The organism is Chitinophagales bacterium, assembly GCA_020636535.1.
Classification (GTDB): Bacteria; Bacteroidota; Bacteroidia; order Chitinophagales; family JADIYW01; genus JADJSS01.
In genome coordinates this window covers 1,068,508-1,085,514 of the sequence record JACJXT010000011.1, presented here as the reverse complement: position 1 = coordinate 1,085,514, position 17,007 = coordinate 1,068,508, and the positions used below count along the sequence as shown (strand labels likewise).

11 protein-coding genes are annotated in these 17,007 nt (G+C 30.7%); 4 read left to right on the top strand and 7 right to left on the bottom strand.

The genetic code is table 11. From position 1 onward, the window contains the following. Window positions 1-29: 29 nt before the first annotated feature. From mnmD to topA, 3 genes are all read right to left on the bottom strand, one after another. The gene (gene mnmD, locus H6553_04990) at window positions 30-713 is read right to left on the bottom strand and encodes a tRNA (5-methylaminomethyl-2-thiouridine)(34)-methyltransferase MnmD (protein MCB9033171.1); all 684 of its coding nucleotides are present in this window, start codon (window positions 711-713) and stop codon (window positions 30-32) included. A 226-nt stretch (window positions 714-939) separates the two neighbouring features. After that, the gene (locus H6553_04985) at window positions 940-6,135 is read right to left on the bottom strand and encodes a S8 family serine peptidase (protein MCB9033170.1); all 5,196 of its coding nucleotides are present in this window, start codon (window positions 6,133-6,135) and stop codon (window positions 940-942) included. A gap of 1,437 nt (window positions 6,136-7,572) precedes the next feature. Then, window positions 7,573-9,924 (bottom strand): type I DNA topoisomerase, encoded by a 2,352-nt coding sequence (topA, locus tag H6553_04980; protein ID MCB9033169.1) that lies wholly within the window; start codon window positions 9,922-9,924, stop codon window positions 7,573-7,575. A 117-nt stretch (window positions 9,925-10,041) separates the two neighbouring features. Here topA and purB point away from each other — a divergent pair, with 117 nt between their 5' ends. From purB to H6553_04960, 4 genes are all read left to right on the top strand, one after another. Then, on the top strand, window positions 10,042-11,376 hold the full coding sequence (purB, locus tag H6553_04975; GenBank protein MCB9033168.1) for an adenylosuccinate lyase: 1,335 nt from the start codon (window positions 10,042-10,044) through the stop codon (window positions 11,374-11,376). Between the two features lie 10 nt (window positions 11,377-11,386). Beyond that, window positions 11,387-11,728 (top strand): arsenate reductase (glutaredoxin), encoded by a 342-nt coding sequence (arsC, locus tag H6553_04970; GenBank protein MCB9033167.1) that lies wholly within the window; start codon window positions 11,387-11,389, stop codon window positions 11,726-11,728. 1 nt (window position 11,729) lies between these two features. After that, window positions 11,730-12,182, top strand: a complete 453-nt coding sequence (locus tag H6553_04965) for a hypothetical protein (GenBank protein MCB9033166.1) — start codon at window positions 11,730-11,732, stop codon at window positions 12,180-12,182. 113 nt (window positions 12,183-12,295) lie between these two features. Beyond that, window positions 12,296-13,543, top strand: coding sequence for a glutamate-5-semialdehyde dehydrogenase (locus tag H6553_04960; GenBank protein ID MCB9033165.1), 1,248 nt, complete (start codon window positions 12,296-12,298; stop codon window positions 13,541-13,543). Between the two features lie 6 nt (window positions 13,544-13,549). Here H6553_04960 and H6553_04955 read toward each other — a convergent pair whose 3' ends face one another. The 4 genes from H6553_04955 to H6553_04940 form a co-directional block, all read right to left on the bottom strand. Further along, window positions 13,550-14,527, bottom strand: a complete 978-nt coding sequence (locus H6553_04955) for a hypothetical protein (GenBank protein ID MCB9033164.1) — start codon at window positions 14,525-14,527, stop codon at window positions 13,550-13,552. 206 nt (window positions 14,528-14,733) lie between these two features. Next, on the bottom strand, window positions 14,734-15,933 hold the full coding sequence (gene nuoD / locus H6553_04950) for an NADH dehydrogenase (quinone) subunit D (protein ID MCB9033163.1): 1,200 nt from the start codon (window positions 15,931-15,933) through the stop codon (window positions 14,734-14,736). 9 nt (window positions 15,934-15,942) lie between these two features. Further along, window positions 15,943-16,449, bottom strand: a complete 507-nt coding sequence (locus H6553_04945) for an NADH-quinone oxidoreductase subunit C (protein MCB9033162.1) — start codon at window positions 16,447-16,449, stop codon at window positions 15,943-15,945. Window positions 16,450-16,452: 3 nt separating this feature from the next. Then, window positions 16,453-17,007 carry an NADH-quinone oxidoreductase subunit B gene (locus tag H6553_04940; protein MCB9033161.1) on the bottom strand — a complete coding sequence of 185 codons (555 nt, stop codon included), beginning with the start codon at window positions 17,005-17,007 and terminating at the stop codon, window positions 16,453-16,455.

Genomic DNA, 17,007 nt, shown 5'->3' with positions numbered 1-17,007 from the left:
AATCTACCAAATTTTAGGTAATATTTTTTTTACTTTTTTTCATTTTTTTTTGCTCTAACCATTTCTCGCTTCCCTTTTGGTCCAGAAAGTGCTTCTAATTGAAAGCCAATACTTTTAAAATTTCTTTTTACTTGACCTTTTGCACAATAAGTTACCAATACTGCGTTAGGTAATAAGTTATCATATATTTTTTGAAAAATGGCCGTTGTCCACAACTCTGGTTGTGCTGATGGTGCAAAGGCATCGTAATAACATAAGTGGAATTGTTGTGCTAGCTGAATGGCTTGAAGTGTAGTTTGATATTTTGTAAAATTAAAGTTTTGATGTATGCTATGATTTTCATTCCAAGAAACTGTGTGTAACTCTTGAAAATAGTTTTTTGCTGTTTTAAATTCTTCTAAATAATTTGGATAGTTGAGTTGTGTAGTGATTTCTTCTGCTAATGGAAATGGCTCTATGGTATAATAATTTATTTTAAGCTGATTTTCTATAGCATATTGTAGGGTAAGCAAAGCATTTAATCCTGTACCAAAACCAACTTCTAATATATTTATCTCGTTGAATTGTTCTGCTTGATATTTTAATCCAGCGTTTATAAAAACATGTTGTGATTCTTGAATAGCTCCATATTTTGAATGATACTGTTCGTCTAAATCGGCGATAAATAAACTGTGTGAGCCTTCTAGCGTAGTGACTAATTCTACTTTTCTCATTGTAGTGTAAAATTACACATTTGAATTATGCATTAGAAATTTATTCTGATATTTTAAAACAAGAACTAGTTACTTTTTGTTCATTTTGTCTTGATATTTACCTGTTGATAAACAGGCAATATGAACCAGATCCTGAAATAAATTCAGGACAAGAAGCATTTAAATCCATTTTTGCTTTGGTCTTTACTTTTCTTGTTCTTATTGCTTATTAAAAATATATTTACTACTAATATTTAAATAGTTTGACGAAATATCGTTGTTTGTTGTTGTTGACTAATAATATATAAGTACCAACTGCCATGCTTTTGTACTGATTTATTGGAATATTAATACTTGCATGATTAAAATTGACTTGCTCATTAATATACGACTTGCCTACAATATCTATTAATTGTACTTGGTAGTTTCCTAGTAGCAACTGATTATCTATTACTAATTGTTGATTGGCAAAGTATGCTTTTATAGTAGTTGTTTGCTCTTTAATTGAAGTCGGAACTGCAAAATGAATAGAATCTACTAGTGAAAAGAACTGTTTATCGTTAACATCTGTAGCAATAATTCTATAATATAATACCGTTCCGTTAATTGCATTTACAATATCTATATAATTATAATTGATTTGTGAAGTCGAATTTCCTGTTGCTGGAACAGTATCTAAATTTATAAAGTTAATTCCATCAAAAGAATATTGTACAATAAAGTTGACTGCATTTAATTCTTGTGCTGTTTGCCAATTAACCAAAGCATCATCATTAACTTGAATAGCATTTAAATCACTAAAAACTATTGTTGGTATTTTATCTTCGTTGAGCTTCTCTCCTATTAAATAATACTCGCCCCAACTATTTATAGTACACGCAATTTGGTAACCTCTTTGATATGGTTGAAACTGCACTTGACTTGGTGATAGTGTTTGAAAATTGCCGCGAATAAAATTATCTTTTAATGAAAGATTTTCATTAAATCCGTTGTAGTGTAACATAGCAATATCATTCATACAAAAAGCAGAATCATCTTCTAGCATATAAGCTAAACATTCATCATTCAATAAATAAAAATATATTAGTATATTATTTTGAATTGCTATATCTGAATGTATATACCAATTTCTTGGCACTAAAACTTTTCCTTCGTAAGCATCTATATTAGTAGTCTTTACATTATATGCTAGTGTGATGTTTCCGTATGCAGTGCCATTGTCATTTAGCTTAGCAACAATTAATCCGTTGTTATAAAAATATACCCAACCACTTCCTGTAGAATTTGCGTGAAGATAAACAGAGTCGGCTGTAGCAATACTTGTATTTTGTTCATATATATGTAAATCATCTATTGCTAAACCTTCGCCAACGCCAGCAGCATCTGAATTTAGTTTAAAACGAATACGCACATTGCTTTTATCTACAAAATCATCAATTGGAATTTTTGTAGTAGCAACTTGCCAAGGAATTGTTGTTGATTGCCAGTAGTTGTTAATTAAATTATTGTACCAATTATAACCACAATCTTTACATCCTAATCGTTGCCAAGTAACTCCATCTGAAGAATATTCTGCAAAAACAGAATCGCTTAAGAATTCTATATCTTGAATATGATTTATAGATAGATTTGGATTTTGTGTGAATGCACTAAAATTATAACAACCTGCATACAAATAACTTTTTTCATTATAATTATATGTTTTATACTGAGTATTTGTCCATGCATTATTTCCTTCGGCAGCTTTTCTAGTATAATACTTATATGGTTGTGTCCATTGCCAAGATGAATTTTCGCCAGTAGCTAACATTGTTGCTTCTTGCTCGAACGAATTGTAGTAAGGAAATTGATTTACCGATGGTAGTACTACAATATCTAGTATTGATGATGAGTCGTTTTGTTTGAATACATCGCCTGTATTTTCTACCCAAGCTTTTATTGCATAGCTTCCTTGAGTTGTAATATTTGGAAGCGTAGTAAAGCTATAGAGTTTATTTTCAAATGGCAGTAATTGTAAAATGGTTTCTGTAATTGTATTTGTTCCATTAATACTATATTTAACTATTACATTATTATAAGTAGTAGTTGTATTGTTTTTTACATTTATTGTTATTGGTTGAAAGTTTAAATCGCTACTACAATATGCTTTGTGTTGTTGTATATAGTTTACTGTTGCATCATTTCCTGCATTATAAATTTTTAGATTGTCAAATGCATAACCTCCGTTATTGTATACATTAGAAGTTCTATTAGTAAGTTGTAATTGAATTTTTATTTGGAATGATGAAGAAAAATCTTGATTGTTTTGCACTTTTAATAATTCATATAAATTAATATACTTTTCTGATTTATATTCTCCTACATTAGGTTTGTTTGTAAATAAATCGTAGATATTTATCCAAGTATCTGCATCGCTACCACGAGCAAAAATAAAGTCGTTACCTACTTGTTCATTATGATGTGTATAATCGAAATCTAAATACAAAATAGAATCTATATAATTAGACAAGTTTAAAGTAATTATATAGTCTACAGTTGCAGTGTCTGTATCTAAATAATTATCAAAATTTAGACAATGCACACCATCTTTTGCATAAACATTATTTAAATCTGTTCTTAGTCGTCCTGCTTTAGCTGTATAAAAATCGCTGTATTGCATATTATCAATACCAAATGTATTAGCAGTAATTACAGTTGAATTGAACTCGTAGTTTTCTGTCCAAGGTAATGTAATTGGTAAGTTCGCTAGATGTTTAATTGTATAGTGTAATGTATCATTAAATCTAAAAGTATCTAAAGGTAAAACGGTATACGCTACAACAGTATAGTTTCCAATTGCACTTAAATCTTCATTAATAGAAAAATAAACAGTATCTAATGCATTAGCAATTACGGCATGATTGACTGCTAGTGTTTTTAATAACCCATTATTAATTTTATAATTAATAAAAAATCCATTGACTGTATTTACGCCTAAATTTTTTACTACGAAAGCTAATTGTTCATTGCTAGTTAATTGTGTTTGCGTGAACTGTCTTCCTATTTTTGGTTGTAAAATATCTACTACGCCAATATCATTTGTATTGGTACATGAATTGCTTGTCCAAGAAAATGTTTTAGTATCTGATTTATTGCTTTCTATGTCATTATATTTTGTAGATATAGCAATGCCATAACCTTTACCTTCTATAATTGGAAATAAATTATAATTATTAGTATTAGTAGAATCTAAAAATCTAAATTGACCGTCTTCCAATAAATATAAATAATATTTATCTGTGTTAGTTGTAGCTGTCCATGAAATATTAGCATTTTGATTGCAAGTATTAATAATAATATTTGAACTAGCTACTGCTTTTGCTATAGTAAAATAAGCATTGGAAGTATCTTGGATTCCGTTGTACTCTATCATTATCAAACAACTATCAATATTATTGGTAACGCTAGGTGTAGTCCATGAATACGAACCTACACTCATATCTACATCTGTAGCAATGGTATTCCACGAAGTACCACCATCAATAGAATAAGCAATATTTCCTGTAGTACTTTGTTTATTATTCCATTTTATAGGATAAGTAGCACTTGCATTTAGCACTTCGCCACCATCTGGATGAACAATATCTAATTGTGCATCATCTTTATAATAGCTAACAGCAAACTGTTGTGTAGCACTTTGTAATGAATTGGCTTTTATTATAATTTGATAGTTGCCAGCAGCTAAATTATTATGTGTAATTTGTTCTATATTATTGAGTTGGTCTTTTTTTCTGACTGCATTTGCTGTATAATTATTTGGATCTAAAGTCCAAGGAAGAATAGTATCTAAACTTGGTGTTACTAGCACTACATCTAAATCGTTGACTAAAATTTTATCTGCTAAAGGAAAAGCAGCAAGGTCTGTCCAACACAGTGTTAATTTTAATTGTTGTTCTTCAGTAATATTTAAATTATATATTTTAGATTGATTAGAAGAAATGATATCTTCAATGTACCAATTTTTAGTTAATGTTTCTAAAGCTCTTCCCATGTCTGGTCGTCCAAAACCATAGCTATAATCTGGAGCAGGATTTCCTAAGTCTTCTGCTGTATTACATAGAATTGATTTCACCAATGCAGCATTTGGAATATCATTATAAATTTCTTTATATTTTCCTTGTAAAGCAGCTGCCATTCCTGCAACTTGTGGTGCTGCAAATGAAGAACCATAGGTAGCCGTAAATCCACCACTTGGATTAGTTGCTGTATAGCCAAAACCTTTAGTAACTAACTCTGGTTTAAGTCGACCATCGGTAGTTGGTCCACGACCACTATTACCAACCCAAGTTTCATCTGCAAACAACCAGCCAACTACAATTGTATTTTTTGCAGATTGATAGCCAATATCAACCGAATGATAACTATCAAAATCAGAACAAGTAGACGCAGAATTACCAACAGCCACTACATGTGTTACCTTTGGATATTGATTTGCAAGCTCGTCGATATACTGTGCCTCTGGAATGTACAAGCCAGAATAATCGCAAGTTGTAGTAGCAAAATTGTACGAGTGATTGGTTACTGATAAGTCATAATTTTGAATTCCACTTATAATTTCTTGAATAATATCATTATAGTAATCGTAGCTGTATAATTTAGCTTTAGCTGCTGCACTGTACTGTTTACTTGATAAATTAGGTTGCATTCCGACTGCACCTGCTACATAAGTTGGATGAGAAAAATAAGGTGAGTAATAATATTCTTTATCTATATTAAATACTCTATAATTTGGCAAATCTTGATGTGGACCAATACAACCTTCATCCCAAATGCCTACGCTAATATCTTGTGCTTGTGCATCATAACCATTTGGTGCATCTAGTTGTGCTTTGTTTAGTCGATTCATATAGTAAGAGTCAGAATAAAGCGTATTTTTTTTATCATACTTTTTAGAAATAAATAGTACCGACGGTAAAAGTGTAAGTTGATTTATTTTTTGAATTGGTAAAGTTGCTTCTACAAAATTTTTATTGTAGTCAATTTTTGTAGCATTGATTTGATTTTTTTGTAGGAAACTTTGAATTTCATCATCTGTAAAATATGAATCTAACTGAATGATTACTTTTTCTGTTAGTGCATTATCATCTATAGCTGTAATGAGTTTTGCTTGTGGATTTATACAATATATTGGTTGATTAATTTGTTGTTTTTTACTATTCCATTCTTGTTTATTATATCTGATTAAATATAAATTATTTGACAAATAAGCCATCACATTTTTTAGGTGTAAGTCTGCTGTATTGTTTAATTCTTGAACGATGTAAGCATAGTTGTCATCTTCGTAATATTGCTGATAATTATTACTTATTTGTTTTGCATTGGTAGCATTTAAAGGCAATAAATGTTGAGATTTACTAATCAACACTACTAAGCAAAGAAAGATTGCTAAAATGGTTTGCTTCATGAATACAAATTCTTGATTAAATATAATATTTAATATGGAAATTGCCAATTTCTGTAGTAGAAGTGTGTTGTTATTTGGTTTAGAATAACACTTTTGCATCTATCCTCTTTTGACTTGTATTATGAAACAAATAATAAGCTGAATACTGAAACAAGCTTCTAGTATATTGAATGAATACTATATTTTTAATTAAATTATTATTTTTCCAATGAACTCATTTAAAGATATCAGTCATATCAAACTGAGATGAAAATCCTCTTTTATTTTTTGGAATAAAGGGAAAATACAATTTTCTAATTCATTTTTTGTTAACTTAATCAATGAGCAATTCATATTTTTGTAATTTGTTGATTGTTAACCTTAAATTACATTTTTTGAATTGCTTTTTTTATTTACTAAAAGCTTAGATCACTTCAATAATAAGTATTTCAATAGAATAGTTCTTAGTAATTACCACGCTACGCAGAGTCCTGCTATGCTTTTAATACCTATACTTAGAGACTCTGCGAGGAAAAATGTCAGAAGAAAACTTCTTACACCACAAAAGAATTATCATACTACGCAGAGTCCTGATATGCTTTTAATACCTACACTTAGAGACTCTGCGAGGAAAAATGTCAGAAGAAAACTTCTTACACCACAAAAGAATTATCATACTACGCAGAGTCCTGCTATGCTTTTAATACCTATACCTAGAGACTCTGCGAGGAAGAAATGTCAGAAGAAAACTTCTTACACCACAAAAGAATTACCACGCTACGCAGAGTCCTGCTATGCTTTTAATACCTATACCTAGAGACTCTGCGAGGAAGAAATGTCAGAAGAAAACTTCTTACACCACAAAAGAATTATCATACTACGCAGAGTCCTGATATGCTTTTAATACCTACGCTTAGAGACTCTGCGAGGAAGAAATGTCAGAAGAAAACTTCTTACACCACAAAAGAATTACCACGCTACGCAGAGTCCTGCTATGCTTTTAATACCTATACCTAGAGACTCTGCGAGGAAGAAATGTCAGAAGAAAACTTCTTACACCACAAAAGAATTATCATACTACGCAGAGTCCTGATATGCTTTTAATACCTACGCTTAGAGACTCTGCGAGGAAGAAATGTCAGAAGAAAACTTCTTACACCACAAAAGAATTACCACGCTACGCAGAGTCCTGCTATGCTTTTAATACCTATACCTAGAGACTCTGCGAGGAAGAAAAATTATTTAATTCATTCTACTTTTGTCTTGATACAAAAGTAGCAAAAAATCAAGACTGCAATAAATTCTTAACACTCAAACTACATAAAAAATCTAAAAATCTTGAAACTCGCTACGCTCAAACAACAAGATTTTTTTAACGCTTTTTTATTTGTTCTCGTTAAATTTATTGGAGGTCACTATACTTATATCAAAACAACCTAATGACAAATAACTAATTTACTATTTCTTTTTCTTTGTAGTAGCTTTTTTAGTACTTGCTTTCTTGGTAGTTGCTTTTTTTGCTTTAGCTTTTGGTGCAACAGCAGAGTTTTCAATGATATTCATTACTTCTTCCATTGTCATTTTATAAGCATCTGTGCCTTTAGGAATTTTATAGTTTTCTTTTCCTTTTTTAATAAAAGCACCCCATCTTCCGTTTAGTACTTGAATATCGCCAAAGTCGTGAATGGTTCTCTTAGCAATAGATTCTAATTTCTCATGATACAATTCAATTGCTCTATCTAGTGTAACGGTGTATGGATCATCTTCTTTCTTTAAAGAAACAAATGTAGAGCCAAACTGAACATATGGACCAAATCTACCAGTATTGGCTTTTACTTGCATGCCTTCAAACTCACCTAAAGTTCGTGGTAATTGAAATAAAATTAAAGCATCTTCCATAGTAATAGTTTCTATGGTAAGGTGAGCAGGAATTTTAGCATATCTTGGTTTTTCTTCATCATCAGTATTGCCAATTTGTACCATTGGTCCGTATCTACCAATTCTAGCAGATACTCTTCTTCCAGATTTTGGATCAGTACCTAACTCTCTTTCTGCATTTAAGAATTCTTTTTTATCTGCCGAAACTTCAATTTCTTTATGGAAAGGTTTGTAGAACACATCCATTACTGCTACCCAATTTTTATCGCCATCAGCAATTAAGTCGAAATCTTTTTCAATATCAGCAGTAAAACTATAATCCATTACCTTAGGAAAATTGTCTAACAAATAATCGGTTACTAGTAAACCCATATCTGTTGGAACTAATTTACCTTTCTGCGAACCTGTATTTTCTACTAGTGTTTCGGTTTTTAAATTGCCTTTGTTGTCTAAATTTAACTGATTGTAATTTCTTGGATCACCTTCTTTAATGCCTTTTACAATATACTCTCGTTTTAAAATAGTAGTAATGGTTGGTGCATATGTTGATGGACGACCGATGCCTAATTCTTCTAGTTTTTTAATTAAACTCGCTTCTGTAAATCGTGCTGGTGCTTGAGTAAATCTTTGTCTAGCTTCAATATTTTTATACGCTAATGTTTGTCCAACACTTAGTTGTGGCAACATGCCTTCATCTTCTTGCTCTTCGTCTTCATCATCGGTAGATTCTATATATACTTTTAAGAAACCATCGAATTTTAGCATTTCGCCTTTTGCTACAAAATTTTCTTGTCGATTACTTAAATCTATAGTAGCAACAGTTCTTTCTAGTTGAGCTTTACTCATTTGCGATGCAATGGTTCTTTTCCAAATAAGTTGATATAATTTTTCTTCGTCTCTAGAACCACTAGCATTTACATTTTCTATATAAGTTGGACGAATGGCTTCGTGAGCTTCTTGTGCAGAAGCATTTTTTGTAGCATACTGTCTTTTGTCAGAATAGCTATTTCCATATGAATTTTTAATATAAGATTCAATACTATCTAAAGCCATGGCAGACAAACTCGTAGAGTCTGTTCTCATATAAGTAATTTGTCCACTTTCGTACAATCGTTGTGCAACCATCATGGTTTTACTTACAGAAAATCCTAGTTTTCTGCTGGCTTCTTGTTGTAGTGTAGATGTTGTAAATGGTGCAGATGGACTTTTAGTTGCTGGTTTTACTTGTATGTCTGAAATTTTAAAACTAGCAGTTTTACAAGCTTCTAAGAAATCGTTGGCTTCTTTTTCGCTAGATAGATTTTTAGATAATTCTGCTTTAAATACTTTTTTATCACTTATAAAATAAGCTACTACTTTATAGTACGACTGTGTTTCAAATTGATTGATTTCTCTTTCTCTTTCTACTACTAATCTTACAGCAACCGATTGTACTCTACCAGCAGATAAAGTTCTTTTTCCTGTTTTCTTCCACAATAAAGGAGATAATTCAAAACCTACCATTCTATCTAAAACTCTTCTTGCTTGTTGAGCATAAAATAAATTGTGATATAATGTTCTTGGATGTGCTACTGCATTTTTAATAGCTGGTGGTGTAATTTCATTAAATACAATTCGTTTAGTAGTTTCAGGATTTAAATCTAATACTTCGCACAAATGCCAAGAAATAGCTTCTCCTTCACGATCCTCATCCGTTGCTAACCAAACTTCTGCATTTTTAGATAGTTTTTTTAATTCTTTTACTACCTCTTTTTTATCGTCTGCTACAACATATTCTGGTTGGTAGTTATTAGAAACATCAATACCAAATTCTTTCTTAGGTAAATCTCTTATATGACCATAACAAGACTTTACAGTAAAATCGCTACCTAGAATTTTTTCAATAGTTTTTGCTTTTGCAGGCGACTCAACGATTAGTAGATTCTTAGACATATTCGGAATATTATTTTAAAATTTTACACAAAAGAAAGATTTTTAACTTGATGTACCAAATCTAAGCGTAAAAATTAGCTTAAAAAATGCGTACCTTTGCAACAAATCTATTATTTTATGACTTCATTACAAGCCATTTCTCCTATTGACGGAAGATATGCTGATAAAGTTGTAGCACTACAACAATATTTTTCTGAATATGCTTTAATTAAGTATCGAGTGATAGTAGAAGTAGAATATTTTATTGCACTATCTAAAACAATTCCACAAATTGGACAGCTTACAGATGCACAAATAACATCATTAAGAAATGTATATAATAATTTTAGTATTGAAAATGCTGAACGCGTAAAAACAATTGAGAAAACAACAAATCATGATGTAAAAGCTGTAGAATACTTTATTAAAGAAAACATTACTGACGATGATTTAAAAGGAAAAAGTGAATTTATACACTTTGGTTTAACTTCTCAAGATATTAATAATACAGCAATTCCTTTATCGCTAAAAGATTTTTATCAATACTATTTTGTAGAATTGATGTTAGGTTTATTACATGAAATAAAAGATATATCAGATAAATATAAAGATATTCCTTTACTAGCAAGAACTCATGGTCAGCCAGCTTCGCCTACAAGATTAGGTAAAGAGTTTTTAGTTTTTCATGATAGATTGTTGAAACAGTTTGAACAACTTGAACAGCAACAATATTTTGCAAAGTTTGGTGGTGCTACAGGAAATTTTAATGCACATGTTGTAGCATATCCGAATATTGATTGGAAAAAATTTGCAGATGACTTTATTAATCAAAGTTTTGGAATGTATAGATTACAAACGACTACACAAATTGCTCATTACGACGATTTAGCAGAATTGTTTCAAAAATATATGCGTTTTAATACTATATTAATTGATTTTTGTAGAGATATTTGGACTTACATTTCGATGGATTATTTTAAACAGAAAATTGTAGCAGGAGAAATTGGAAGTAGTGCAATGCCACATAAAGTTAACCCAATTGATTTTGAAAATGCAGAAGGCAACTTAGGTATTGCGAATAGTATTTTTAGTCATTTAGCAGAAAAATTACCTATTTCTCGTTTACAAAGAGATTTAACTGATTCTACTGTTTTGAGAAATATTGGCGTTCCAATGGCTCATACAGTTATAGCTATAAAATCTATATTAAAAGGTTTAAATAAACTATTGGTTAACGAACAAAAAATCAAGCAAGATTTAGAAGACAATTGGATGGTGGTAGCAGAAGCTATTCAAACAGTTTTGCGTAGAGAAGCATTTCCACAACCTTATGAAGCACTGAAAGCATTAACTAGAACCAATGAAAAAATCAATCAACAAATAATACATCAATTTATAGATGATTTAGAAGTTAGTGATGCGATTAAATCAGAATTAAAACAGATAACACCACAAAACTATACAGGCATTTAAAATTATAATTATGATACAAATATTGCACAACAACAGATGTGGTAAAAGTAGAACCGCACTACAAATTTTAGAAGAAAAAAGTATTCCGTTTGAAGTGATTGAGTACTTGAAAAATCCATTAACAGAAAAAGAAATTAAAACACTGCTTAAAAAGTTACAACTTCAACCAATAGATATGATGCGAACCAAAGAAAGTATTTTTAAAGAACTGTTTGATAATACTACACCAAGCGACGAGCAATTAATACAAGCTATGGTAGCACATCCTATATTAATAGAACGACCAATTGTAATTAATGGCGATAAAGCAATCATTGCAAGACCACCAGAATTAGCTTTAGAAGTTATTTAATATGATTAACGAAGCAGATTATGAAATAGTTATACAATTTGAAGATACTTATCCAAAAGGTTTATATATTACTATATATAAAAACGAGAATACTTATGTAAAAAAGTGTGTTTATAAAAATACAATTGTTTACTTGCCTTTAGGTAGTGGCGACAATATCAAATTTAAAGATGGAAGTGATAAAACATTTTTTGTAAGTTTTAAAGTTGATGAAGCTAAAAAGTACGGTTTTATTATTCCTTGTAATTATAATGGTTATATAGAACCATATAAAAACTTATCGTGCAATCCTGATGATTTAGTAATGATAGAAGAATTATATAAAGAAGAATTTCTAGGATATAAAAAATCAAACAGATTATATGAATGTCCTAAATGCAAAAAACAATGGTTAATAACTGAGGAATATGATTCGCACAGAGGTCATACTATTAATTGTATTTTAAAAAAATAATTACTTATAATATCTTATTTTTTATTTTGCAAATCAAATTAAAAAACGGTTAATAAATCTAACTGTTGATTGCTAGTAATTCATCTACTAAAATAAAATTGTACTTTTATTCTATGGAAAACATCAATCAACTATTAGAAGATGCGAAATTGGCTGCCATTGATGCAAAGAATTTAACAGCTACTCAAAAAGAAAAGTTGTTGCAAGACTTAGCTCAAGCACTTGTAGATAATACGAATCTAATCATACAATACAATCAACAAGATTTAGATAGAATGGCTGATGATAATCCGAAAAAAGATAGATTATTACTCAATCAAGATAGAATTAAAGCTTTGGCTGATAGCTTACACGATATTTTAAAGCTAGAAGACCCAAGTGGAAAAATATTATATGATAAAACATTGGACAATGGTTTACATATTCAAAAAACAACAGTTCCATTAGGTGTTGTTGGTGTAATTTATGAAGCACGACCAAATGTTACGATTGATGTAGCTGCGTTGTGTTTGTATTCTGGTAATGCCGTGGTGTTGCGTGGTGGAAGTGATGCAGAAAAAACCAATGAAATTCTAGTGGAAATTATTCATCAGTGTCTAGTAAAAAATCAACTCAATAAAAATATAGTACAACTTTTGCCTATCGACAGAAAACATGTTAAAGTGTTATTAGAAGCTACGCAGTTTGTAGATATTATTATTCCAAGAGGTTCGCAACAACTCATTGATTTTGTTCGAGACAATGCTAAAGTGCCTACAATAGAAACTGGTGCTGGTGTGTGTCATACTTATGTTGAAGCAAGTGCCAACTTAGACAATGCTGCAAAAATTGTAGTTAATGCTAAAACACAACGACCTTCGGTTTGTAATGCACTAGATACTATTGTTGTAGACAAAACCATAGCTAAAGATTTTTTACCTAAACTTATTGAAGGATTAAATGAATTTGGCGTAATCATATACGCAGATGATTTATCTTTTGAAATTTTAAATGCTGCTGGATATAAAAATCTACAGAAAGCAACCGAAGAAAACTTTGGCATGGAATATTTGAGTCAGCAATGTTCTATAAAAACAGTAAACAATATTGATGAAGCATTAGCACATATTAGAAAATATTCTTCTAAACATAGCGAAGCCATTGTAAGCGAAAACTTAGCTTATTGCGAACGATTTTTAAATGATGTAGATGCAGCTGCTGTTTATACCAATGCTTCTACACGATTTACAGATGGTGGTGTTTTTGGATTAGGTGCAGAAATTGGTATTTCTACACAAAAGTTACACGCCAGAGGACCATTTGCCTTGGAAAAACTAACTACAGAAAAATGGTTGGTAAAAGGTAGTGGACAAGTGAGATGATGTTGATTACTTACTTAAGTTTTCAAAATCTATTTTTTTTAATTTTAAGAGTGTGCCTTTAATTGTGTTTTTTGCTGCTTTCATTACATAGTTTTTGTTGGATGTTTTTATAACTATTTTCTCATCGTAAATAGTATACTGAGTGTTGTAGTTTATAAAAGTTAAACTGTTCTCTGATTTAGAATACTTAAAATTCTCATAGTAGAGTAATTCTATTGCTTCATCAACATCTGTAAAAACATAGTACAAATAATTTTCTATATAAAAAATTTGCATCTTTTTTTGATTGCTAAATTCAAATGAAAGTAATAAATTGTCTTCATTAATTTCTACATCAAGCATTTGATATTCTGATGTTACCATTTTACCATTTACTAAGTTTTCTTCAATGTAATCCCAAGTTATTCCAGACATACCTAAACCTTCTTCAACTATTTTTATAGCGTATGGATTATTATTTTCTACTTTAAATTCTGAAAATTGATGCCAACAGCAGCCACTTTTTGTCATAGTACTAATCGTTTTATTTTTAGCATCAACATTAAACATACCACAGTATTCTTGAGCTAGTTTTGTAAAACCTTCATTGTATTTAAATCCATTATTTGTTGCTAAATAAATTTGAAACGAAGGACCATGATAACAACTATTTTGTCCGTCCATGATTGCAAAATCTTTTATTCCATCAAAATTAAAATCTTCATATATAATTTGACTTTGTTCTCCATATGGTAGTTCTATTATATTCGCAAGCATTTTACCATTGTGTAATTCATAAGTTAGTTCTTCTGAATTTACTTTAATTAGTTTTTTATTTGTATTTACATTATATATAGCAACCCAACCTTTGCTAAAAACAGCTGTTGTATCTTCAATAAATACCTTACCATAGTATGTCTTAGAAAAATTATTTACTTTAAAAATCATTTGACTAAAACTAAAATTAAATAATAAAAAGAATAGTATAAGTGTAATTATTTTCATAGTATATATAGGTTTACAAGTAAATATAAGGAGTATGCGTAGCTTTATTAAATGAAATAACAAATATTAACAAGCTTATTATTTTACATCATATTTAAAGCAATAGAGGTTCTTTTTTGTGATGAAGTTGTTCAGCATCTAAATATCTTGCCTCTAATAACATTGCTGCAAAAATCTAATAAATAAAGAAAGACTTGATACAAAAACTAAGCGTCCAACTCTCCTGCTATAACATTCATGCTACTCATAGTTAAAATAGCATCTGACAATAAACCACCTTTTATCATTTCTGGATAGGCTTGATAGTAGATAAAACATGGTCGGCGTATATGAAAACGAAATGGAGTTCTTCCTCCGTCAGAAATAATATAGAAACCCAATTCACCATTTCCACCTTCTACTGCATGATACACCTCTCCTTTTGGTACTTCAGTTTCACCCATTACAATTTTAAAATGGTAAATAAGTGCTTCCATTTTGCTATATACATCAACTTTTGGTGGCAAGTAAAAGTGTGGTAAATCTGCATGAAAACTGCCTTCTTTTGGCATTTTGTTAATGGCTTGTTCTATAATTCTTAAACTTTGCCACATTTCTTCAATACGCACCATATATCTGTCGTAAGTATCGCCTTGTGTACCTACAGGAATATCAAAATCAAAATCTTCGTAAGAAGAATATGGATTCATTACACGAACATCATAATCTACACCAGCTGCTCTTAAATTTGGACCAGTAAAACCATAACTTAGTGCTAAATCTGCATCTATTGCACCAACACCAATGGTTCTATCCATAAAAATTCTATTGCGATTAACCAATTTTTCAAACTCTTTCAATCCAATAGGAAATTCTTTTAAGAAAGTGTGGATTAAATTCCATACTTCATCTGTAAAGTCTCTTTCTAAACCACCAATTCTTCCAATATTCGTCGTTAATCTTGCACCACAAATGCGTTCAAAAATATCGTAAATTTTTTCTCTATGTTGAAATAAATGCAAGAAACCTGTCATTGCTCCAGTATCTACAGCAATTACTGTATCGCAAATAATATGGTCTGCTATTCTAGATAATTCCATGATAATCACACGCATATATTGTGCTCTTTTGGGAATATCTGCTTTGATTAGCTTTTCTACAGTCATGTGCCAAGCCATATTATTGATTGGTGATGAACAGTAGTTTAGTCTATCGGTAATAGTTGTAATTTGGTTAAAAGGTCTTCGTTCTCCTAATTTTTCAAAAGCACGATGGATATATCCAATGGTTGGAACAGCATCAACAATATATTCACCATCCATAGTTAACACATTCTGAAAAATACCATGTGTAGCAGGATGTGTTGGTCCTAAGTTAAGTGTAGTAAAGTGTTTTTCTTCTGTTATGCTTTGTTGTTCTGTTGTCATAAAAATATATTACCTACCAAACATTTTGTCGTTCTTATCATCTCTTTGCAAATCTTCTAATGGATATTGTTTTCGCATCGGAAAATAATTCATTTCATCCATGTTTAAAATGCGTTTTAAGTTTGGATGTCCTACAAAATCAAAGCCAAAGAAATCGTATTCTTGTCTTTCCATCCAATTAGCAGTGAGCCATAAATCGGTTACTGTAGGAATAGCTACATCGTGCTCTGGCATAAACGATTTAATTCTTACTCTTTTATTAGCTACTAAGTTGTGTAATTGATACATGATGCAAAACTCTTTATCTTGCTCATTATCAGGAAAATGAATACCACAAAGTGTAGTTAAAAATTGATATTGATGCTTTTCATCATCTTTTAAATACGACAATACTGCTTTCAACTGGTTTTTCGCTACAATAATTACAGGAAAATCATAATCTTGCTCTATTGCCAAAATAGCATCGCCAAATTGTTGTTTTAAATCTTCTTGAAGTGTAGCTAATAGTGTTTCCATAAATTATTCAATTCCGTATTTAGCCAACATATCTTTGTATTCTTTACTATCTCTTCTTCTCGTAGATTCTGATTCTGCTAGTGCTTGTATTTGCAAAATACCATCTAAAACTTGTTCTGGTCTTGGCGGACATCCTGAAATATACACATCTACAGGAATAATTCTATCTATACCTTGTAAAACGCTATAAGTATCGAAAATACCACCAGTACTAGCACAAGCACCCATGCACAACACCCATTTAGGTTCTGCCATCTGCTCGTACACCTGACGCAAGATTGGTCCCATTTTTTTAGAAATGGTTCCCATTACCATCAATAAATCTGCTTGTCTTGGAGAAAACGATAATCTTTCAGAACCAAAGCGAGATAAATCGTAGGTTGCAGCCATAGTAGCCATGAACTCAATACCACAACAAGAAGTTGCAAAAGGCAATGGCCACAAAGAATTTTTTCGTGCTAAACCAACTACTTTATCTAGTGAAGTTGCAAAGAAACCTTGCCCTTCAATTCCTTCTGGTTGGTGAACAATATCTATATCAACAGCTGTAGTACTCAT